The organism is Rhodococcus sp. GB-02 (assembly GCF_053470465.1).
In genome coordinates, this window is sequence record NZ_JBPUKE010000003.1 from 709,103 (window position 1) to 726,757 (window position 17,655).

At 61.6% G+C, this 17,655-nt stretch carries 23 protein-coding genes and 1 pseudogene; 9 read left to right on the forward strand and 15 right to left on the reverse strand.

From position 1 onward, the window contains the following. Positions 1–29: 29 nt before the first annotated feature. The 5 genes from ACSW29_RS23705 to ACSW29_RS23725 all read right to left on the reverse strand — a co-directional run bounded on the left by ACSW29_RS23705 (position 30) and on the right by ACSW29_RS23725 (position 3,476). Positions 30–326 carry a hypothetical protein gene (locus tag ACSW29_RS23705; RefSeq protein WP_230817949.1) on the reverse strand — a complete coding sequence of 99 codons (297 nt, stop codon included), beginning with the start codon at positions 324–326 and terminating at the stop codon, positions 30–32. Between the two features lie 21 nt (positions 327–347). After that, positions 348–1,115, reverse strand: coding sequence for a hypothetical protein (locus ACSW29_RS23710; RefSeq protein WP_448278451.1), 768 nt, complete (start codon positions 1,113–1,115; stop codon positions 348–350). Then, on the reverse strand, positions 1,108–1,596 hold the full coding sequence (locus ACSW29_RS23715) for a MarR family winged helix-turn-helix transcriptional regulator (protein WP_448278452.1): 489 nt from the start codon (positions 1,594–1,596) through the stop codon (positions 1,108–1,110). The genes ACSW29_RS23710 and ACSW29_RS23715 overlap by 8 nt, the downstream gene beginning before the upstream one ends. A 59-nt stretch (positions 1,597–1,655) precedes the next feature. Further along, positions 1,656–2,177: a MerR family transcriptional regulator gene (locus tag ACSW29_RS23720; protein WP_448278453.1), complete on the reverse strand. Its 522-nt coding sequence runs from the start codon at positions 2,175–2,177 to the stop codon at positions 1,656–1,658. Between the two features lie 165 nt (positions 2,178–2,342). After that, positions 2,343–3,476, reverse strand: a complete 1,134-nt coding sequence (locus tag ACSW29_RS23725; protein ID WP_448278454.1) for a hypothetical protein — start codon at positions 3,474–3,476, stop codon at positions 2,343–2,345. A gap of 525 nt (positions 3,477–4,001) precedes the next feature. Between ACSW29_RS23725 and ACSW29_RS23730 the strand changes: the two genes are divergently transcribed. Together ACSW29_RS23730 and ACSW29_RS23735 are read left to right on the forward strand one after the other, a co-directional pair. Further along, positions 4,002–4,235, forward strand: a complete 234-nt coding sequence (locus ACSW29_RS23730; protein ID WP_448278455.1) for a hypothetical protein — start codon at positions 4,002–4,004, stop codon at positions 4,233–4,235. Between the two features lie 280 nt (positions 4,236–4,515). After that, positions 4,516–4,854, forward strand: a complete 339-nt coding sequence (locus ACSW29_RS23735; protein WP_448278456.1) for a hypothetical protein — start codon at positions 4,516–4,518, stop codon at positions 4,852–4,854. A gap of 243 nt (positions 4,855–5,097) precedes the next feature. Here ACSW29_RS23735 and ccsB read toward each other — a convergent pair whose 3' ends face one another. Both ccsB and ACSW29_RS23745 read right to left on the reverse strand, forming a co-directional pair. Next, positions 5,098–6,060 carry a c-type cytochrome biogenesis protein CcsB gene (gene ccsB / locus ACSW29_RS23740; RefSeq protein WP_448278457.1) on the reverse strand — a complete coding sequence of 321 codons (963 nt, stop codon included), beginning with the start codon at positions 6,058–6,060 and terminating at the stop codon, positions 5,098–5,100. 167 nt (positions 6,061–6,227) lie between these two features. Next, the gene (locus tag ACSW29_RS23745; RefSeq protein WP_230817993.1) at positions 6,228–7,883 is read right to left on the reverse strand and encodes an MFS transporter; all 1,656 of its coding nucleotides are present in this window, start codon (positions 7,881–7,883) and stop codon (positions 6,228–6,230) included. A gap of 268 nt (positions 7,884–8,151) precedes the next feature. On the opposite strand from ACSW29_RS23745, the gene ACSW29_RS23750 reads away from it, so the two are divergent. Continuing rightward, positions 8,152–8,538: an HsmA family protein gene (locus ACSW29_RS23750; protein ID WP_448278458.1), complete on the forward strand. Its 387-nt coding sequence runs from the start codon at positions 8,152–8,154 to the stop codon at positions 8,536–8,538. Here ACSW29_RS23750 and ACSW29_RS23755 read toward each other — a convergent pair. Continuing rightward, positions 8,535–9,599 carry an IS630 family transposase gene (locus ACSW29_RS23755; RefSeq protein WP_448278459.1) on the reverse strand — a complete coding sequence of 355 codons (1,065 nt, stop codon included), beginning with the start codon at positions 9,597–9,599 and terminating at the stop codon, positions 8,535–8,537. The two genes, ACSW29_RS23750 and ACSW29_RS23755, sit on opposite strands and share 4 nt — an antisense overlap. A 1,180-nt stretch (positions 9,600–10,779) precedes the next feature. On the opposite strand from ACSW29_RS23755, the gene ACSW29_RS23760 reads away from it, so the two are divergent. Both ACSW29_RS23760 and ACSW29_RS23765 read left to right on the forward strand, forming a co-directional pair. Next, positions 10,780–11,739: a DUF389 domain-containing protein gene (locus ACSW29_RS23760; protein ID WP_448278460.1), complete on the forward strand. Its 960-nt coding sequence runs from the start codon at positions 10,780–10,782 to the stop codon at positions 11,737–11,739. A gap of 149 nt (positions 11,740–11,888) precedes the next feature. Next, positions 11,889–12,122: a hypothetical protein gene (locus ACSW29_RS23765; protein WP_448278461.1), complete on the forward strand. Its 234-nt coding sequence runs from the start codon at positions 11,889–11,891 to the stop codon at positions 12,120–12,122. Here the strand turns inward: ACSW29_RS23765 and ACSW29_RS23770 are convergent. The 4 genes from ACSW29_RS23770 to ACSW29_RS23785 all read right to left on the reverse strand — a co-directional run bounded on the left by ACSW29_RS23770 (position 12,119) and on the right by ACSW29_RS23785 (position 13,534). Continuing rightward, positions 12,119–12,304: a hypothetical protein gene (locus ACSW29_RS23770; protein ID WP_230813160.1), complete on the reverse strand. Its 186-nt coding sequence runs from the start codon at positions 12,302–12,304 to the stop codon at positions 12,119–12,121. The genes ACSW29_RS23765 and ACSW29_RS23770 overlap by 4 nt on opposite strands. Before the next feature lie 276 nt (positions 12,305–12,580). Beyond that, positions 12,581–12,799, reverse strand: coding sequence for a hypothetical protein (locus tag ACSW29_RS23775; protein WP_230813159.1), 219 nt, complete (start codon positions 12,797–12,799; stop codon positions 12,581–12,583). A 98-nt stretch (positions 12,800–12,897) separates the two neighbouring features. After that, positions 12,898–13,152 carry a WhiB family transcriptional regulator gene (locus ACSW29_RS23780; RefSeq protein ID WP_448278554.1) on the reverse strand — a complete coding sequence of 85 codons (255 nt, stop codon included), beginning with the start codon at positions 13,150–13,152 and terminating at the stop codon, positions 12,898–12,900. Positions 13,153–13,375: 223 nt separating this feature from the next. After that, positions 13,376–13,534, reverse strand: a complete 159-nt coding sequence (locus tag ACSW29_RS23785; RefSeq protein ID WP_448278462.1) for a hypothetical protein — start codon at positions 13,532–13,534, stop codon at positions 13,376–13,378. Positions 13,535–14,318: 784 nt separating this feature from the next. On the opposite strand from ACSW29_RS23785, the gene ACSW29_RS23790 reads away from it, so the two are divergent. Beyond that, the gene (locus ACSW29_RS23790) at positions 14,319–14,516 is read left to right on the forward strand and encodes a hypothetical protein (protein ID WP_448278463.1); all 198 of its coding nucleotides are present in this window, start codon (positions 14,319–14,321) and stop codon (positions 14,514–14,516) included. Positions 14,517–14,574: 58 nt separating this feature from the next. Here ACSW29_RS23790 and ACSW29_RS23795 read toward each other — a convergent pair whose 3' ends face one another. The 3 genes from ACSW29_RS23795 to ACSW29_RS23805 all read right to left on the reverse strand — a co-directional run bounded on the left by ACSW29_RS23795 (position 14,575) and on the right by ACSW29_RS23805 (position 16,199). Beyond that, positions 14,575–15,606 carry a magnesium and cobalt transport protein CorA gene (locus ACSW29_RS23795; RefSeq protein WP_448278464.1) on the reverse strand — a complete coding sequence of 344 codons (1,032 nt, stop codon included), beginning with the start codon at positions 15,604–15,606 and terminating at the stop codon, positions 14,575–14,577. Positions 15,607–15,708: 102 nt separating this feature from the next. Further along, on the reverse strand, positions 15,709–15,990 hold the full coding sequence (locus tag ACSW29_RS23800) for a hypothetical protein (protein ID WP_230813155.1): 282 nt from the start codon (positions 15,988–15,990) through the stop codon (positions 15,709–15,711). Between the two features lie 5 nt (positions 15,991–15,995). Then, on the reverse strand, positions 15,996–16,199 hold the full coding sequence (locus ACSW29_RS23805; RefSeq protein WP_347875431.1) for a three-helix bundle dimerization domain-containing protein: 204 nt from the start codon (positions 16,197–16,199) through the stop codon (positions 15,996–15,998). 371 nt (positions 16,200–16,570) lie between these two features. On the opposite strand from ACSW29_RS23805, the pseudogene ACSW29_RS23810 reads away from it, so the two are divergent. The 3 genes and pseudogenes from ACSW29_RS23810 to ACSW29_RS23820 all read left to right on the forward strand — a co-directional run. Beyond that, positions 16,571–16,636: pseudogene (locus ACSW29_RS23810) on the forward strand (hypothetical protein); the annotation flags it as partial. A gap of 55 nt (positions 16,637–16,691) precedes the next feature. After that, positions 16,692–16,847 carry a hypothetical protein gene (locus ACSW29_RS23815; RefSeq protein WP_448278465.1) on the forward strand — a complete coding sequence of 52 codons (156 nt, stop codon included), beginning with the start codon at positions 16,692–16,694 and terminating at the stop codon, positions 16,845–16,847. Positions 16,848–17,199: 352 nt separating this feature from the next. Beyond that, entirely contained in the window at positions 17,200–17,640 is a 441-nt protein-coding gene (locus ACSW29_RS23820; protein ID WP_448278466.1) for a hypothetical protein, read from the forward strand. Positions 17,641–17,655: the final 15 nt, after the last annotated feature.

The window sequence follows — 17,655 nt, forward strand, 5'->3', positions numbered from 1 at the left end:
CGCGTCAGCAACGTCCATACCCACAACAGCTAGGCGGGTATGCCGTAGCTCATCTTCATCGTTTCCGGGTTCTCCACCAATGCCATCAAGTTGGCGAAGGCATCGGTGTGCGCAACTTTACTCATCGAGTTTTGAGCTTCGAGGAGTGTGGCCCATCGGTACTCGAGGAGCCAACCGTTGTCTGTTCCAGCAGCGCGGTACAACTCTCGTGACTGGAAGCCACCGATATCTGCTAGTTCTCGGTCGAGTGCGTCCAATGCTCGCTTCAGGTTTTCGGCCGTGGTGCTCGGATGGGTGGTGAACTCGACGATCTCGATGACGGTCATGTGGTTTCCTTTCGACAGGGATTAATGGAGGGAGCGGAGAGCTCGGCGCGCGATCCGTTCGGTCGCCGCGTTCGCTTCGTTTTCGGTGAGCCATCGCCGGCATTGGGTGCGTGCCCAATCCGGATTCGTCTTCGCTGCGTCGTTGATCCAATTCGCCACCGAATCCTGCACGTACCGGGACGGATCTGCTCGCAACGGCGTCAGGATCGGCAACCCGAGGTCGGGGTCGACCTTCAGTGCCGCGATGTGTGTCGACCACACTCCGCGTGGACGGAGCGCTTCGCTGGCAAATCGACGGATACGCTCGGATTCGTCGTTCGTCCACTCAGCGAGTAGACCGATGCTGGTCTCGAGATCGGTGACCAGTGTCGACCGTACGGCCATCCATGCCCATTCTCGAACGGCGAAGTGAGGATCGTCAGCGAAGGAACGAATCTTGGTCAACAACTCGGCTGGTTCGATGTTGTCGATCGCGGCGACGATGAAGCAACTCCACCCGCGCGCAGTGTCGGACGGGTGCGCGGCCAGGCGCGCCGTTTCTTCCTCATCAAGCGAGTCAGCGAGCGCAGCGCCGACGTGTCGCATCCGAGCGAGGATGCCCAGAGATTGTGCTTGCGTGACTGACGAACGCAGTTCGTCAGTCACAAACGGGAAGATGTTTTCGAGCAGCAACGCCTGGTCCACGGACAGCGCCTCTGCGAGGGTGCGAGATGCGACTCGACCCTCATTCAATTCGAGTAAACGTTCGGGATCGATGCCCGTGCGGCGCCGCGAACCATGCTCAACCACCGGAAGTGTCCGTGTCCAGGTTGCGCTGGATGGTGGCCATCGCCCGGGTGGCTGCCGCTCGATCTTCTGCGCCGATGTCAGCACTGAGGTGACGCAACCAATCCGTGTACATCGGCGTCAGCGCCGCGAGGAGGGCTTCGCCCGCCGAAGTGACCTGCAACGAAATGGAGCGACGGTCCCCGACGACGCTTGTCCGACGGACGAGGTCACGACGTTCGAGCCCGTCGAGCAGGCCCGTCACGGTGGCACTTTTCACCTCCAAACGATCAGCGAGGGCACCGGGGGCAATTCCAGGTTCCGCGGACACGCCCAGGAGCGCCGCCAAGCGTCCTTCGGACATTTCGTATTCGGCCAGCAGCTCGGTGCATTCTGCATCGATACGTCGCGCTGTTGTCAGCAACGCCATAACCAGTCGGTTGGCCTCGTCGTCGCCGATCCGCGACAGCAACAGCTCTTGTTTCACACCCACGAGATTTTTCATTAGGCGCCATAATATCAGGCGACTTATTATCGTCTCCTCGGCCCCAGACCTTGTCGTACCTATTTGAGCGCGTTGCCGACCCGGGAGCTGGCAGCTTCGAGGGCAAGTCGGCGAACCTCGACGATCGCTCGTTCGAGTATTGCGGTTCCGATGAGCATCGTCTCGACGGCAGCCGTACGATCCGACATGGCTCGGGCGTATTCCACTTCGATCTGCGCGGTCCGCTCGATGATGTCGGCGACACTGTCGAAATCGGTGAGCATTGTCGGGAAATCGAACCGGCGCATCGTGGCGACAAGTTCGGCCAGGCGATGCGGCGCGGGCGCGTCCGACTGGATGTGCCATCCCCTGGACGAAAGCCATTCCTGCACTTCACTGTAGGCCGCTTCGATGTTGGTGGGCCGGGTATCGGCGGGCACCTCGTCGAGGCCGTGCATTACCACCCCGAATGCGCCGTGCATGGGCGTCGATTCATCGTCAACTGCCGCGAGTGTTGCACGCACATGTGAAATCGAGAGACCGCCGATGTCGATCAGGGAGCGGATCAGCCGCAGCCGCCGAATGTGCTGTTCGCTGTACACGGCTTGGTTGCGGCTGTCTGCACACCGCCTGTCAGCAGGCCCTCACTCAGGTAGTACTTGATGGCCGCAACCGTCACCCCACAGAGCTGACTGAGTTCCTGTCTCGCCCCGCACTCCGCGATGCTCACCGGGTGGACATTGCACAGCAACACGATTCGCTGTCCCTCATTGTTGCGTTTCTTCGACCCAGTCGGGGTGTTCTCGGCTGTCGTCGAGCACCCAGGTACGGGATTTGTCGCCGATGCGGTCGGGGTCAGTGAGCCAGCATGTTGCGTCGGGCGCCCATCCGGCGATGACGCTGGCCATCTCGTCGTCGACTCTGATCGCGGTTCCCGCTGCGGCCAGGTATCCCGCCACTGTGAGATGCACGCCCGTGTAGCTCTCGGCGACGAGTTGCCAGTTGGGGATGACCCATCGCCCTGATCGTCCGGTGGTCCGGTACCAGTCGTGTCGTTTCTCCGCGGTGACCTCGAGGGGGAACCGTCTGCAGAGTTCCGCCCACGCCTGAGCGCCGTCGATCTCGTATATACGAGCGCCGGCGGGTGTGCCGACTTGTCGCACGGCGACGCGTCTCCAGCCCATGCTGTCTTCGACAAACCACAATTCTGCCGGGGTCCCGTCGAACAGTGTCCGTGTCGAACACCGAACAGACGGATTCGACCACCAGTAACCGGACCAGTTCGCCGTTGGATCGGTCGGGCGGTCAGCGGCTCGCGCTTCCGCTGCGAGAGTGTGCTCGTGCCAGTCGCTCAGGAGTTCTGCAGCCGTCGACTCAAAGGTATCGGGGCTGTCGTCGTCCCGGCTCACTATCACCCATTGGTCGGTCTCGGCGAGCGCGGTTGTCCACCACTGCGCGTGTGGGGATCGTGCGATGTGCTCGGCGACTCGTCGAAGCTCACGCCGTACCGGCTCGGTTGCGACGAGGATGTCTTCACCGTCGGGGTCCTGCCAGTAGCGAGCTGTGTCCGTCGCTGCGGCGAGGGCCGAACGGAGTGCAACCTCGGTCACCTCGGGAAGCGGCACTTCGGACAGGCGGTGCGCCACATCGTCGGCAGTGACGACAGCACGTAGGGGCTCTTCAGGAGGCTCTTCAGCGCCGGACTCGTACGCGAGTGAGTACGTCACGCTGGAGTCTCGATCGGGGTCGAGGTGATGCGACGCCAGAAAAACCGCGGAACCAAACGAGTCGTCATGCGGCTCGGGTCGCCGGATCCGTTCGGCATCCATCACGTAGTCAAGCAGCATCCGCCGTCCGCGTGGCCCCGACAACAACGCATCCGCTGTACTCGTTGTGCTCACTGCCTCAGGCTCCTCGATTTCCGTCATGACTGTGTGTACCAGTATGTCGAGCTATCGGTGTTGTGCGCTGGGGCCACACACCCCGGCGGCCCCAGCGGATCGGGCACCACTCCTCGAAGACGAAGGTGGCGCTGCCATCTTCTGGCATCTCGTGAACGATCACCTCGTTGCCGATACCCGTGACAACGGACACGAAAGTGGCCGCCTCCCTGTCGATCCTGACGTACACGGTCATATCCGGCTGGATTCGTGGAGGATGCCAACGCCGCCCCGGTTCCGGGACGGCGTTGGTGTTCTTTGTAGTGCTTTTCGCGCTGTTACACCGAGAAGCAGTGACGCAGAAGGTGCCTGCTGATCCGGAAACACTCGTCAAGATCAAGAACGTCAGCTTGCTCGGCGGACTGATGATCGCGTCCGTCGACACCGAGGGCAAGCCGCCGCTCGGCTGGCGTGGCCGCCGCGGCGCTTCCGTTGGTCGCATCGTAGACCGATCACACGAGCGATCGCGTCGAACATGCTTTGTCGGTGGCATCCGAGCGCGGCTCCGAACTGGCCGAGACCGCACGCGAGCGCAGTGCCGAACTGGCCGAGCTGGCGAGCAAGCGCAGCTCCGAGTTCGCCGAACTCGCACTCGAGAAGAGCAACGAGTGGGCAGAGACAGCGTCGGAACAGACCGAGGTGCTGGGTAAGCGGGCCCGCAAGCGCACCGAGAAGGCGCTGGAAAAGGCTCGCGCCAAGAAGGACGAATTGACGCACTGAGTGCACCGAAAACAGGGTCATAATCCTGCAGTGATGCTACTACGAGTTTGTTGGCTAGCGTTTGCTGGCTAGATTTCGTAGCCGACGAAAACGCGATGGACATGCACTCCAAGAGATGAGCGCTCCGAACGGATGACACAGCGGGGCACCCACTGGCTGCGCTCGCGGGGCTTTGTTTTAGGGCGCGACTCGGGGGTGCGCCAACGAACACGAAGGTATAGGCAGGTCATATAGGGACCTGGCTCGCGAAATTGACGGATGATCACGTAGAGGTAGCTAGATGACGGCCCGAGAGGACAAGACCAAGATCACCAGGGAAGGCGTCACCCTCGTACGCGGAGGAGAGGTGATCGGTGTTGACGACGGGGTCATCGGTGTGGTCGGGTCGATGCTTCTCGATCCGACCACCGCATCTCCGCGGTGGGTCACAGTATGCCGGGACCACTCAGGAGTGGTGCACGCACCGATCCCCCTGGGCGACAGTGCATACCGCGACGGGCAGACTCTGCGCGTGCCGTTTACTGCGTCCCAGGTCGACTCTGCACTCAAGGTGGGGCTCGTCGACGTCCTTTCCGCCGAGGATGAACAAAAGCTGCTCGACTACTACGTAAGGGGTTGAGCCGGCCTCCTACCAGGGTCGGCAGTCCGAGACTTTTCTTCGTCGATGTGGATGGCGCCGGTACACATGTCGGATTCGGCGGTGATCTGGAGAAAGGCGCCGAGCGGCTCCGCGGAAAGATTCGCATGCCGAGCAGGCATGGACGGGGAGGTAAAGGAAGATCGCGAATACTCCGTTGAAGCGGATCACGTGGTGAGCAATCTGTTTCTCTACCTCTACAGCGGCACAGCGACCCGAGTGGGTTCAGTTGAGTCCCGCGTAGGAGTGCAAGCCGGAGACGACCATGTTGATGATGAAGAGATTGAACAGCATCGCAACGAAACCGGCGATATTGATCCAAGCAGCCTTCGTCTCCCGCCACCCGGACGTTGCCCTCGCATGCAGGTAGGCCGCGTAGATCACCCAGGCGATGAAGGACATCGTCTCCTTCGGATCCCAACCCCAGAAGCGTCCCCACGCAGCTTCCGCCCAGATGGCACCCAGGATTACGCCCGCGCCGAACAGCGGAAACGCGATGATCGTGCTCTTGTACGCCAAGCGGTCGAGAGTCTGGGCGTCCGGCAGTCGCTCTGCGATCCGGCCGCCGATGCTCGTGCCTTCGTCACCGGGCGGGAACTTCAGTCGCAGCAGGAACAGGAGGCTCGCGATACCGCCGATCATGAAGATGCCGGAGCCGACGCTGACGATCGTCACGTGAATCGGAAGCCAGTACGAGCGCAGCGCCGGAACCACGGGAGCCGCGTCGGCGTAGAGGACCGTGCCGGCGAGGAACATCAGAATCAGAACGGGAACCAGCAGGAAGACCCACATCGGACGGTAAGTCGGCTTGATCAACAGGACGTGCCCGACCAGCAACGACGCCGCACACGCCATCGCCACGAATTCGTACATGTTGCCGAGTGGGAATCGTTCCGTCGCAAATCCGCGGAGCATGATCGACGCGATGATCAGAACCGTTCCGACGACCAGGACAGCTCGGCCCATTCCGCCGAATCGCTCCGAGAGCGACTTGGTCGAAGTCTCCGTGACCCTGCCCGGCACGGAAGCGTCGACTCCGCCGGCCGAGACCAGTTCCTTGTTCTGAATCGCCTTGGCTCTGGCCGACGCGTACTGCACGATGAGCAGCACGAACGCCAGAACGAGCACGGTGAAGGCGGACTTGAAGGCCCAGTCGCTGTACTGCGCGAGTGTCTCGTTGGTTGTCATCGGGCGTTCTCCTGGGCGTGCGGTTGTTTCACCGCGGTGGTCGGATTGCTTTTCAGCAAACGGTCGGTGAGGGTAGTCTCTGTCGATCCTTTGCTTGTGACGAGACGGGCTACTTCCGGTGGTGGGTCTCCACAACCGGGCAGGAATGCGGTCTGATCGAGTGGGGGTCAGGCGTCGGTGCAGGTGGTATCGGTTAGCGGCTCGTCTTCGCCCGACGTATCAAGCCCGGAGCGCTCCTGACGTGCAACTTGCAATACCCGCAGCGACGCCGCTAGGCCGAGGGCGAGGAATGCGATCGCTGCGACCATCGCCCATTGAGTGGCTGAGGCGAAGGCCTCGGACAACTGATGGATGACCTCGTCGGGGCCGTGACTCGCGCGTAAGCCGGCGATCGCGCCGCCCGCCGATTCTCGGGTGGCGTCGGTGAAGTTCTCCGCTGGACCCTGGATACTGCCGAGGTAGTGGGCCAGCCCGATCGAAAGGACCGCACCGACGACTGCGGAGCCGAGCGCCGAGCCGATCTGTCGAACGGTGCTCTGCGTGGCGGAGCCCTGCCCGGAAAGGTCTACTGGTATATCGGACAGCACGGTGCTGGTAAGTTGCGCGGACGCCAGGCCGAGGCCGACACCGTAGATCACGAGCACTGCGCCGACCGTGACAGGGGAGACGTCCGCGCTGATGACGAGAACGAGTGTCAGCACGCCGATGATCTCGAGGACGACGCCGACAACGACTGTGCCGGCTGCACCGATCGCAGCCGCCAGGTGACGGGCCATGGTGCCGGAGAGAAAGGCGCCGGCTGCCATCGTTGCCAGCACGAAGCCGGCGCCGAGGGTGCTCAGGCCGATGGCATTGATCAGGAACAGCGGCAGCGCGAAGATCAGGCCGAATTCGCCGACTGCGATCATCATCGCGGCGATGTTCCCCCAGCTGAAGGTGGGGGTGTAGAACATGTGCAGGTCTAGAAGTGCGGACCGATTGACTCTGGCACGGTGGCGTTCCCAGAACACGAACAGTGTCAACGCGACGGCGGCTACGAGTAGCAGGATCGGCACGATCGAGAGGGGCTTGTCTGCCGACCACGTCATACCGAAGAGGCTCAAGTCTTTGAGTGGCTTCCACCACCCGAGGGTGCTGCCTTCGATGATGGCGAAGACGAGTGCACCGAAGCCGATCGCACTGAGCAATAGCCCATCCACGTCGAAGCCGGGGCGGGTGTCGCCGGAGCGGGTCTCGGGGATCACAACCAGCGCTGCGACTATCAATACAAGGCCGATGGGGATGTTGACGTAGAAGATCCACTGCCAGCTGAACGAGCTGGTAAGCCAGCCGCCGAGCAGCGGGCCGAGTGCGGCGGCGCCGGCCATGACCGCCCCCCAGACACCGAATGCGGCGGCCCGATCCTTGCCGCGGAAGGTCGCGTTGACTGTCGAAAGCGTGGACGGGAGGATGCACGCGCCACCAACGCCCTGCAGTGCGCGTGCAGCGATGAGCATCTCCGCGCTCCCGGACTTGGCGGCCCAGAGGCTCCCGGCGAGGAACAGGGCGATGCCGACGATGAAGATGTTGCGCCGGCCCAGGCGGTCGCCGAGGTTGCCGGTGGTCAGCAATAGCGCGGCGAACACGATCGAGTAGAGCGAGTTCACCCACTGGGCGTCGGTGATGTTCAGGTGCAGGTCGTCGATGATTGTCGGGAGGGCGACGGCCACAATTGTGCCGTCCATGACGATCATCGCCAGGCCCAGCGCGAGTACGACGAGGCTCCACCACTTGGATATGCGTGGGGCAGGAGAGAGCGCTGAGGCCGATGCTTTTTCCGTCACGGGGTCACACTACGGTTCGCGGCGGACGTCTGCATCAATCGAAAGTTGTACTGTCACCGGTTAGTCAAGGTTCACGCAGGACTGAATTGGGGAGTGAGCTCCCCTCAGTCCACACGCCCCGTCCGCCTCAATAAGTGGTCGCCCCAGGGACTTCGAACAGTGGGTTCGTAGGTTTCGGTTGTCTTGGATGCGATCCCCACTTTTAGGCTATCCTTCGGCCTTTCATCGATCGGTCCGGGACAAGATGGAGCTGAGCTAGTCTCAGGCGATGTTGGCCACCGCGATTATCGTCATCACATTTGCCCTGGTTTTCTACTCCATTGGCATCTGGTCAGAACGCATTCAGAAGACGCTGAAGTGGTGGCACGCTGGTGCATTCACGCTCGGCCTCATTTGCGATGCAACAGGCACATTCTTGATGAGTCGAATTTCCGATCAGTCTCCGGATACCGGCACCTCCACATTCGACCCAATTATGATCGCCACCGGAGCCTTAGCTATCGTGCTCATGGCAATTCATCTGGTGTGGGCTGTAATTGTTCTACTCCGAGATCGTCCCTCCGAAAAGGCGAAGTTCCACAAGTTCAGCCTGGTCGTCTGGGTCATCTGGCTGGTGCCCTACTTCACTGGAGCCATCGGTGCGATGACGAGCTAGTGCCCCGAGTTTGAAGTTGTTTTACGGTCGGCTTTCGCCAGGATCTGCTCGGCAGTTTTCGTCCACACGAAAGGTTGCGCCCGCGGATTCCACCCGTTGATGAACTCCCGGATCTTGCTCGTCAGATCGCGAACACTGCGGAAAGTTCCGCGATGAATCGCTTGGCGTTCAATGATCCCGAACCATACCTCGACCAGGTTCATCCACGACGCCGATGTCGGGGTGAAATGGACATGGATCCACGGGTTCGCAGCCAACCACTGACAGACCTCGACCTTCTTGTGGGTCGCGTAGTTGTCCATCACCAAATGCAATTCCTGCTTCGGATACGCCCGCGCAACGTGTTTGAGGAACACCAGAAACTCCTGGTGACGGTGCCGAGGCCGACAGATCCCGGTCACCTTCCCGGTCGCGATCTCCAACGCAGCGAACAAGGTGGAAGTGCCATTGCGGACGTAGTCATGGGTTTGTTTCTCCGGGATCCCGATCTGCATCGGCAACGTCGGAGCCGTCCGATCCAATGCCTGAATCTGCGACTTCTCGTCCACACACAGCACGATCGCGTTTTCCGGCGGATCGAGGTACAACCCCACGATATCGGTCACCTTCGCAACCAGTTCCGGATCGGTGGAAAACTTGAATGTCTCACTGCGCCAAGGCTTCACACCGTACTCACGCCAGATCCGCGCGACCGTGCCGTACCCAATCCCCAAATGGTTCGCGAGCAAACGCGAACTCCAGTGCGTAACACCGTATTTCTCCGGCGGCGCCATCAAGGTCGCGGAGATGATCTCCCGGTGATCGAGGCTCCGCGGCCGGCCGGACCGGGCATCGTCCTCGAGGCCGGCCAACCCGTCCGCATCGTAGCGGGCACGCCAAGAAATCACCGTCGGCCGCGACACCCCGACCAGCTCTGCGATCGACGAATTCGACTCACCTTGAGATGCGAGCACAATGATCCGTGCCCGCTGCGCCGCGCCCGAGGGGATCGACCTCGACCGCACCCGCCTCGCCAATTCGATATCGTCCCCGTCGCGCAAAACCAGAGGCTTAATCCGCATGGGTGAAGTATCTCAAATCGTACTGTTAAAGAACTTTAGGCGCGCGGCACTAGCGCCTCGGATCGGAACTTAGCTAAGGGCACTGTCAAGATTACAAAAGATATTGCCTCGGAAGAACTTCCCGCAACCCCGAACGCCCTCGCTCTCGCGCGCTGCACGATGGCCGTCCTCACCGGAATCGCCCAAGCCTCACGCGACCACGTATCACCATCCAACCTCGCCGCAGTCGCACAGATCGCACTCCGCGCTCGGCCATGAACTCCGAACACTGCCAGATCGAAGGTAGTAAGGCGCTGTCACGTTGCTGAAGTCAGCGAACTGGGAAAAACGGTGGGGCGAACACCGCTGTTCCGTCGGAAAAGGGTCACCGATACCCGGCCAAAATCATCACTGGAATAAGTCTTCGCATTGGTCGCTTCAGGGGCTGTCGGTGCTGACGTTCTTTGCTCCCCCTCCGACACTATCGAAGGAAATGCGCAGCAAGACAACGTATCCAGCGACCCTCTCACATAGCCGAAGCCGCGTCCCCCAGCACTCGTCACCACCCGATCCATCATCCCGATTTGCCGAAATCGACAACAATTCCGTAGCTGCCCGCTTATCGCATCAGCGAGCCGGATCTCCGATATCCCGCGCAGCGACCCGCCGCTCAACTGCCCGATTCTGGCGGTAGACGGGACCGAGGACCCGGCGACGTCAGTAGAGGGACTGCACGCGTGGTCGGTGCACACGACAGGCGGTTTTCAGCTGGCACTGCTGCAGGGCGGGCACTTCCACCTTCATGACTCTTGGCCCGCGATCGCCGGGCCGCTGCGGCGGTTACCCCAAGGCTGCGATAGTTTCGCGGTTCTGTTCACAGACATCGAAACCAGCCGGCTGATCCTACGTTTCCTGCGCGAGGAGGACCGGCCGACGATGATCGAATTGCACACCGATCCTCGCACGACCCAGTTCCAGACCCGGCAGAGCCACTGCCCGCAACGTCGGGACAGCTCACGTACACGATGGTCGAGGACGGCGGCCGCTGGCGGATAGCCTCCGCCCGGACGACGCCGATCAGGGCCTGAGCACCGTCCACGCCGACCGCTGCCGGAGCGCGCGAGTCTCGATTAGCACCGACACTTGCCCGCCGAGGACACGAATACTCAGATCTGCGCGGGCTGCAGGGCACACTGTGGGCATGCTGCACCTGCGTATCCTTTCGCCCTCGCTGTTGACTCAGGACGTACTCGGGTGCCTCGTCGACAGCCCCGCAGTCAGCGGGATCGCGGTGACCCGCGAGGCCTCGGTGACACCGGTAGGCGACCTAGTCGTCGCCGATGTCGCCCGCGAAGGCGCGAACGAGATCATCGACCACCTGCGCACACTCGGAGTGCACCACGAAGGCAGTATCCACATCGAACCGGTTCGTACCTGGCTCTCGCGTGCGGGCTTCGACGCCGAACAGCGCACTCCGGGCAGCAGCGCCGACGCAGTGGTGTGGGCGGATGTCGCGCAGCGCTCATATGAGGAGACCGAACTCAACTGGACCTACATCAGTTTCATGAGCATGGCCACGCTGCTCGCGGCGATCGCGATCGTCATCGACTCACAAATCCTGGTCATCGGCGCCATGGTCCTTGGCCCGGAGTTCGGAGCGATCGCCGCCCTCGGTGTCGCACTGGTACGCGGGCGGTTCACGCTGCTGGCTCGCGCGACGCGGACCCTCGTGGTCGGATTCGCCGTGTCGATTGCTTTCACCACTGCCATGGCGCTATTGGCTCGCGCGGTGGGATGGGTGAGCGTCGACAACGTCACCGGACCCCGACCAGGCACCGACTTCATCTACTCCCCGGACAAATGGTCGTTCATTGTGGCAGTGATCGCGGCAGCAGCCGGGGTCCTCTCGATCACCTCCGCGAAGATGGGCGGACTGTCCGGGGTGTTCATCTCGGTGACCACAGTGCCCGCCGCAGGAAACGTCGCCCTGGGATTGACGTTCGGAATCGGACACGAAATCTGGGGCAGCACTCTCCAATTGGTGGTGAACATCGCCGGTATGGCCGTGGCCGGTTGGGCTACTCTCGCGATTCAGCAGAGTGTGTGGGCGCGGTTCTCCGCTCGCCGCGCCGCCGCCGTCAACCGATTCCGGAAACGCTGAGAGAACCCGACCCACACGAACGACCATCACCGCGTCAATAGTCCGGCGGCGCAGAGCCGCAAGCAGTTTCATTGCCGATTCGAGCCGTGATCTCAGTCGAGTCCCCGCGTATCTTCCTCCGGAGCGGATGGCGTCCTAGCCTGGGATCTATGGCTGGCAACAGGTACGGAGAGCTGACCTCGTGGGATTTGGGTCAGACGATCGATGACTACAAGCCGGGGAGCGACACAACGCGTCCATGGGGTATGACCGGCCGACTGGTCTCGGTGCGACACACTCTCGAAAGCGACGAATACGTGACCCGGCTGACGGTGGAGTTGGGTGACGGTCAACGGATCACGTTCGCAGCTGATTCCGGCTCACACCTCAACGGCGATGACTAGGAGCGCCGACGATGCTCACCGTTGACGATTTGGTGAACTTTCGACTGTTGTCGGCGGACCAACTCGTCTTGCACGATCTCGAGCCTCAGCTCCTCACACCGGCTCAGCTCGTCCAGATTCTCGAGCCGGTTGAGCTCCTCGACCAAATCGAAATCGGTCATCGCGCGTCTGACGTCCTGCATTGTGTAGGCACCTTCCGATCTGCATCTTTTCCGTAGGCGTACCCCAGGCAAGTGGCCCGGTAATCAAGGCCGCTGAATCTTCCGAACAGGCGGGACGGCGGGGGCGACCATGAGCTATCGGCTGGTGCAGAACGTGTGGCGGCACGAGTCCCCGCGCGTACTCACCGTCCGGACGCGCACGCATAGGCGACCTCGCTGCCTACGCGGATGCCCACCAGATCGTCCTGTACGGGTCATCGAATGTCGGGTGCAGCTATGTCGACGAAGCGCGCGATCTCAGATCTCCCCATCCCAAGCATCGATGCGATCGCGGCATGCGGGCGTCGGCAGGCCATGTCCGAGCCCACGCGCCTTCATCTCCTCGTTCACAAAGTAGAACCGCGCTTTTTGATTCGGGATAAGGCGATCGAACCGGGAATACAAGCATTGGTACTCCTCGACGAGATCGTCTCCCGTCATTCGGTAAACCGACAGCGGCACCTCGTCATCCGTCATCGATGGCCTCCTCGATTCATCAACGCCCACATGACTACCAGGGCATCTCCCCCACCGACAGAGTCCACACAGTGGACCTGTGGGAGCGCATAGGTCAATTACACGCCTCTCCACGACAAGGTCAAAGCAATACGGCTGCGTGATGAGATCCGGTGCTCGTCGTCGTTTCGCAGCCCGGCGTACCGTCTTCGGTCGGCATCGGTCATGCCACCCCAGGTTCCGTACAGTTCACCAGCACCCAAGGCGTATTCGCGACACTGAGCGAGCACGGGGCAGTTCAGAAAAATCCGCTGAGCCCGCGGTTCCCGCTGGGACCGGGCGTGACCACGCTCCCCTTCCGGGGAAAAGAACATCGACGCTTCAGCGCCACCGCACGCGGCGTTCCCTGCCACCACTTGGAGTCGGCAGCACCGTCCGGGACGGGATGCGCCGAACGCGCTACGGGTATCACTACGAAATCCCCTCTCACTCGCAAACTCCGATACAGGACTGACGCCAGGCAGCGCCTCGAAGGTCTCTCGGTCACATGCTTCGACGGGAAGATCACATGCTGCTGCGCACACGTCCAAGCCGGACTCAGAAGTGGGTGTGGCCACCCAGTGACGCCGTGAAGACCGCGGGCCGCGGCAACGGGTGGAGGCGGTAGTAGCTGTCGAGGTTGATCGCTTCCTCCTCGGTCAGGTCGCCTCGATGGAACAGGCCGGTCAGGTGCAGATGGTCAACGAGATACTTCATGACGTGATCCTCGCTAGCGTTGGAGAGAAAACGGCGCGAACCAGGCTGCTGCGCAGCGACTTCGACTTCACCTCGGAGATACATGGCTGAACCACTCCCGTTGCTTCGCGAAGGCTGGTATCGGCCGTCGGTCCGGTGGCCTCGCGGTCGGTCCTGTTCGAGCGCCCTCCGCGTGGCTGGTCGTCGAGACTCTGACACCAACGTGGCTCAGTGGTGAGCCCGGTGGCGTACTCGCACTCACGCAGGTGCTGGGCAACCGAACTCTGAATGCGCGGCATATCGCCATCACATGCCAGGCCGTCATCACCGCACCCGCGGACGAGACCCGAGTCGGCCACCGTCCAGGACCGGACGGACCTTCGGAACGCCGGGGCGGACTGGCCGGCGGGTATTGACGCAACGCAGAAGCAAAGCGGCCCCGAGAAATGAGCCGACGAGGACGAGAGTCAGGACAAACGAATCCACGGCAGAGCTGCCTTTCCGAGACCACCAAAGTAACCAACTCACCCAGAATCAATCATCGACCGGCTCGAAGGAAGAATTCCGCTCGGATCTTCGCGGGATCCATACAACTGGGTTGCTGATCTCTACTCACATGCCCTCGCCGGCATCATCCTCCGGAAACGCAGCCAGAGGCCCGGACTGCGGAGACGCACCCCAATTAGCGTCAAAGGTCTCGAGAGCTGAACGTGACGGACAGACGGGACAGCGTCAAAGCGTCTCGGGGACTTGCTGTTGCAAGTGAGGGGTGCGCAGTCGAGAAATTCGCATATCGTGGAGTTCCGTGAGCACTGTGCCCGTCGTCGTGACCGAGCCTGGACGCGATTGTGTCCAGTGCGGCCGTCCGCTGTTGATCACCGTGCTCGAATTCTATGCCGGGGCGCAGCCCACACCGACCGGCCGACGCGAAGGGTTTGTCGATTGCAGCAACGGTTGCGTCGGCGTCATCGAACCGCCTGCCCTCCTGGACGTGACACGTTGAATTGCTGGCACGAGTGCAAGTTCCGGCCGGGCCGGACAAATATCTGCACTGACGGTTTCTACAGCCAGCGTTTGCGGCGGAACAAGGTGAACAACGACACCGCGCCGGTCACCGCGATGATCCACCACAACAGATACCCGTACCGCCATCGCAGTTCCGGCATGAACTGAAAGTTCATGCCGTAGATCCCGGCGAACGCAGTCACGAACGCCGCCAAAGACGCCCACGCGGTGATCTTGCGCAGATCAGTGTTCTGTTGAACATTGACCCGAGCAAGGGTCGCAGCGACGAGAGAGCTGATGACATCGTCGAACTCGACGATCCGTTCCGCCACCGCGGCGTGGTGTTCGGCGACATCGCGTAGCTGTCGGTGTACGTCCTTCGGAATCGGGTCCGGTAGCGCGGTAGTCGTGGTGAGAGTGGACAGCGCCGCCGCGAGCGGATTGACCGAACGCCGCAATTCGAGCACCTCACGTTTGACGAAATAGATCTGCTCGATAGGGGTGTAACGATCGGGACTGAGCAGTTCCACCTCCAGGGTGTCGATATCGACGTCGACCGAACCGACGACGCCAAGGTATCCGTCTACGATCTGGTCGATCACCGCGTGCAGGACAGCCCACGGCCCCATTCGCAGGTGTTCCGGCGATCCTTCGAGTTCGGCGCGCACGCCCGCCAACGCGGTGTGAGCACCGTGCCGGACGGTGACGATGAAATCCGCGCCGACAGCAGCGAGGATCTCACCCGTCTCGACGATGTCGTCGGCGGTGCGGATCGAGGTCGGTGAAAGGTAGTGCGCGGTGCGCATCACCAACACGGTCACCTTGTCGTACTGTTCGAGTTTGGGGCGTTGATGCGCGTGCACCGAGTCCTCGGCGACCAATTCGTGCAGGCCGTACGTCTGTGCGACGACGGTCATCTGCTCGAAGGTCGGTGCAAACAAACCGAGCCACACGAACCCCGAACCACGGCGCCGAACCTCATCCAACGCACTTTCCGGCGTGTGGGTGCCGGGCAGTCGCACCCCGTCGACATAGGCCGCGCAGTCGACCACAGCAGCGGCAGCACTTGATGCTCGCTCCCGACCCATACCGTTTACCCTCCGAATCTGCGCAGGCCTCCGACGACGGGGGCGATTCAGAATAGCGGCTGACCGCGCACCGAGCGTGATGAGCGCTGCGCCGGAAACCGATCAGCTGCGGAAAGAATGTGCGGCAGGCACATCAGCGGGAACATTGGCGGCAGGAAAGCGGCGTATCAATTGCTCGACCAGAGCATGCACCCGATGAAGGTCCTTACGCAGAGCCGCCGCATCGGTGCGCGCCGCCGACGCCAACCCGGGTGCGCCCGGACGAGTACCCCACACCAGTCGCAGCGTGGATTCGATACGCTCCGACAGTTCGTCGATCTCCGAATTCAACAGCGCCAGAAACACTCTCGCCTGCGCAATATCGGACTCGTCTGCCGCGGACACGTCCGCTAAGACGGGACCAGCGAGGAAAGTTTCTCCCCCGCCATGCGCTCGACGAGCAGAGGAACGAAATCACGCACCTTGTGGCCGTCGAAATGAGCATGAGCAGACGCCACAGCGTCCGCAACGACATCAGCCGATATCGACGGATACTTCGCAGACAACCGCGTCACCGCATGAGCGATCAGACGCTCTTCCTCTTCGGTCTTCATCTGTAAATACTGCGCCCCACCTGCCCATAGTTCAACAGGAAAGACAACTTCGGCTGCGGAGAACGGCCAGCACGTAGTACCTCCGTGCTGCCACGAGTCGAACCCGGCAGGCAGATCGCCCCAACCGGCGACCGGTGCACGGAACCAGGATGCGACGTTCAGGAAATCTCCTACCCTCAAACCATGAGCACCGCCCTCGTCGTCGTGACCGAACACGGCCGCAACTGCACCCACTGCGGCCGACCCCTCACGATCACGGTGCTCGAGTTCTACGCCGATCCCTACCCGACACCCGTCGCCTGATGTACCCCGAGTTTCCCGGAGTTCGTTTGTTTTACTTCAGGCATTGATGCACCCGAGAGAGGTCCACGATGCCCCGACGCTATCCGCCCGAGTTCCGCCGAAAAGTCCTCGATCTGTTGAAGCCAGGACGCACGGTCGCCGAGGTCGCCGCAGCTCTCGATGTCACCGACCAGACGATCTACAACTGGCTTGGGCCAAGAGCTCATCGACACCGGACAGAAACCGGGCCTGAACTTGATCGAGAGCGCCGAACTCGCCGCTGCCCGTCGTCGTGTCGCCGAGCCGGAAACCGAACTTGCCATTGCCAAACGCTCCACGGAACTGCTGAAGTCGGTGGCGGCCTAAAAGGCGATTCGAAGCGATCGAAGTGATAGCGAAGGAAGGACTACCCGTCCAAACCTCATGCCGAATTCTGGACGTGTCGGAGTCCGGTTTCCGCGAGTGGCGAAACCGGCCACCCTCGGAACGCTCACTGCGACATGCCTGGCTGACCCAGCTGATCACCGAGGTTCATACCGCCTCGCATGGCACCTACGGTGCGCATCGCATCCACGCGAACTCACCCTTGGCCACGGTATTGCTGTTGGACACGGCTGCATCGAATTGCTGATGAGAGCTGCTGGTAAGAGGTGTGCGGGAAAGGTATTGGAGATCTGGGAGAGGCCTGCTGGTCAGGTCTGGCGCTCCAGTACTGGACGTGTGGGCCTTCAATCTCGCCTTCGGGCCCGGCGAAGGTGGCGGCCAGTCACCTGCGCCGCACCGAACCACCATCGACCACATCCTGCTCCTGTGGACACGTGCAATGCCTGCAACGTCGAGATCAGTCGAAACGACGCCATTTTCAAAGCTCTCGAAGAGCAAGAGTTGCGCTCATTTTTGGCGAATCGCTGAGGTGGCCGACGGTCGAACGGACAATCACAAGCGAACCAAAGCGCAGACATCAATTGTAGTACAGTTACCGTATCGAATTACGGAGGCGTTCGAACGTCACGATCCGCAAGATCGCGACGGGACCGCCCAACTCGACTACGCGGGAATTTTGGCAAATTATGTGGTGGACTGTCATTTCATTGCAATCATGGTCAGCAGTCCTGTCCAGTTTGCGTCAGGAACGATGCGTTCAGACTTCGAGGAATGAGCTGTAGTGACGATC

Excerpts from the sequence above, each read along its gene's own strand:
- ACSW29_RS23705 (WP_230817949.1), bottom strand. The coding sequence starts at position 326 with ATGACCGTCATCGAGATCGTCGAGTTCACCACCCATCCGAGCACCACG.
- ACSW29_RS23715 (WP_448278452.1), bottom strand. The coding sequence starts at position 1,596 with ATGAAAAATCTCGTGGGTGTGAAACAAGAGCTGTTGCTGTCGCGGATC.
- ACSW29_RS23735 (WP_448278456.1), top strand. The coding sequence starts at position 4,516 with ATGACGGCCCGAGAGGACAAGACCAAGATCACCAGGGAAGGCGTCACC.
- ccsB (WP_448278457.1), bottom strand. The coding sequence starts at position 6,060 with ATGACAACCAACGAGACACTCGCGCAGTACAGCGACTGGGCCTTCAAG.
- ACSW29_RS23750 (WP_448278458.1), top strand. The coding sequence starts at position 8,152 with ATGTTGGCCACCGCGATTATCGTCATCACATTTGCCCTGGTTTTCTAC.
- ACSW29_RS23755 (WP_448278459.1), bottom strand. The coding sequence starts at position 9,599 with ATGCGGATTAAGCCTCTGGTTTTGCGCGACGGGGACGATATCGAATTG.
- ACSW29_RS23760 (WP_448278460.1), top strand. The coding sequence starts at position 10,780 with ATGCTGCACCTGCGTATCCTTTCGCCCTCGCTGTTGACTCAGGACGTA.
- ACSW29_RS23765 (WP_448278461.1), top strand. The coding sequence starts at position 11,889 with ATGGCTGGCAACAGGTACGGAGAGCTGACCTCGTGGGATTTGGGTCAG.
- ACSW29_RS23770 (WP_230813160.1), bottom strand. The coding sequence starts at position 12,304 with ATGCAGGACGTCAGACGCGCGATGACCGATTTCGATTTGGTCGAGGAG.
- ACSW29_RS23775 (WP_230813159.1), bottom strand. The coding sequence starts at position 12,799 with ATGACGGATGACGAGGTGCCGCTGTCGGTTTACCGAATGACGGGAGAC.
- ACSW29_RS23780 (WP_448278554.1), bottom strand. The coding sequence starts at position 13,152 with ATGTTCTTTTCCCCGGAAGGGGAGCGTGGTCACGCCCGGTCCCAGCGG.
- ACSW29_RS23785 (WP_448278462.1), bottom strand. The coding sequence starts at position 13,534 with ATGAAGTATCTCGTTGACCATCTGCACCTGACCGGCCTGTTCCATCGA.
- ACSW29_RS23795 (WP_448278464.1), bottom strand. The coding sequence starts at position 15,606 with ATGGGTCGGGAGCGAGCATCAAGTGCTGCCGCTGCTGTGGTCGACTGC.
- ACSW29_RS23805 (WP_347875431.1), bottom strand. The coding sequence starts at position 16,199 with ATGAAGACCGAAGAGGAAGAGCGTCTGATCGCTCATGCGGTGACGCGG.